Origin of the sequence: Pseudoalteromonas sp. Z1A6, from assembly GCF_011378745.1 — a bacterium.
GTDB lineage: Bacteria > Pseudomonadota > Gammaproteobacteria > Enterobacterales > Alteromonadaceae > Pseudoalteromonas > Pseudoalteromonas arctica.
In genome coordinates, this window is the sequence record NZ_WTKW01000546.1 from 1 (window position 1) to 1,754 (window position 1,754).

Annotated in this window: 1 protein-coding gene; it reads right to left on the minus strand. The window is 38.1% G+C overall.

What is annotated here, in order from left to right; all coding sequences use genetic code 11:
• Window positions 1–26 precede the first annotated feature (26 nt).
• Complete coding sequence (locus GQR46_RS19330) at window positions 27–1,694, minus strand: methyl-accepting chemotaxis protein (RefSeq protein WP_165728466.1); 1,668 nt, start codon at window positions 1,692–1,694, stop codon at window positions 27–29.
• Window positions 1,695–1,754 lie beyond the last annotated feature (60 nt).

The window sequence follows — 1,754 nt, forward strand, 5'->3', positions numbered from 1 at the left end:
CTTTTACTGTAAAGTTTTAAACTTTGTTAAATTTTAAACTGGCCAACGAGTTGTCCTAAGTTTTCACCACGCGCAGCTAAATGCTGGCCTACCGAAGAGGTAGTTTTGCTTGAAATAGTTAGTTCATTAACGATTTCTTGAATGGCAAATACATTACGGTTTATTTCTTCTGTAACGCTACTTTGCTCCAGCGCCGCTGTCGCAATTTGCGTACTCATGTCGTTAATTGATCTAACTGAGGTTGTTACCGCACCTAAACTTTCTGAAATAGCACGAGACGATTCTACTGAGCGATTACAACTATTCTGACTCGCTTGCATTGCGGCTACAGCATCCGATACTAAATTATGTAACTCACTCAACATTTCACTAATCTCTAATGTGCTAACTTGAGTACGACTTGCTAAGCTTCTTACCTCATCAGCAACAACAGCAAACCCTCGCCCTTGCTCACCTGCTCGTGCAGCTTCTATTGCAGCATTAAGTGCAAGTAAATTTGTTTGCTCGGCAATTCCACCAATTACGCTTAGTACACTATTAATCTTTTTAGATTGATCACTGAGTGAATCAACTTGTTCTGCGGCTAGGTTTATCTCGCCCATTAGGTTAGACACCTCACTGAGTGAAATATCAACACACTCTTGAGCTTTAGCAACTTCTTGCGTTGCCGCTTGGGTTGACTCTGCCACTTGGTTCGTATTTTGAGCCACCTCATGAGAAGTAGCCGACATTTCGGTAATAGCCGTCGCAACAAGGTCTGTTTCATGATTGTGATTAAGTAGCTTGTCTTCAATTAATCGTGTTTGTGTATTTATATCACTAGAGGCTGTTTTTACATCGTGTGTTACATCAACCACATTAGCAATAATGCCATGTAACTTACTTACAAACATATTAAATGCTTCGCCAAGTTGGCCTATTTCATCGTTAGTATCAATATCTAAACGTTTAGTTAAATCGCCCTCACCTTTGGCAATATCGTCAAGGCTTTGCGCCATACGCTGTATTGGTTTTACCATTGTATTTGCGGCAATTAACGCACATATAATAGTTAACACAACCCAAAATAAAGCAATTAGCAATAAGGTCACTACCTTATCATTCATGTGCTCTTGCATTGCTGTTTGATATTTAAGTAGTTCTGCGTCTATATCATCCATATATGCGCCAGTACCAATCATCCAGTTTGTACCTGGGATCATTGCTGCATAGCCCATTTTTTCAACTAAGCCTGTGGTATTTGGTTTTTGGAAATGATAGTTAAAAGCGCCACCGCCTTTTCTAGCTTGATCTAATAAGCCCACTATTATTTTTTTACCGTTAGGGTCAGTCATCCCTATTTTGTTTTGCCCTTCAATAGCATCACCTAATAATGCATGAAAAACACTAACGCCATTTGTGTCGTATATAAAAAAGTAACCACCTTGACCAAATGTTAAATCTCTTAAAGCATTTTTAGCATCTTGCTCAGAGCCATTTGCTATTTGGTAGCGCACAATTTTACTGGCAATTTCTACCTCGGTGCTTAGCAACGTTTGTTTGTCACTTATTAGTTTAGTTTGAAATGCTTCAAAATTTTGTTGCTGATTTTTATTCTCTAAATAATAAGAACTCAGCATCAAGCTAATCAAAAGTAGCATTAAGGGCAATATAGCTAATAACAACAGTTTGTTTTTCAAGCTTAAATTACTCATTATTTCTCCGGGGTATATAAATGCATATATAGCGACAATAGCCAAAAATTAAATTACGGC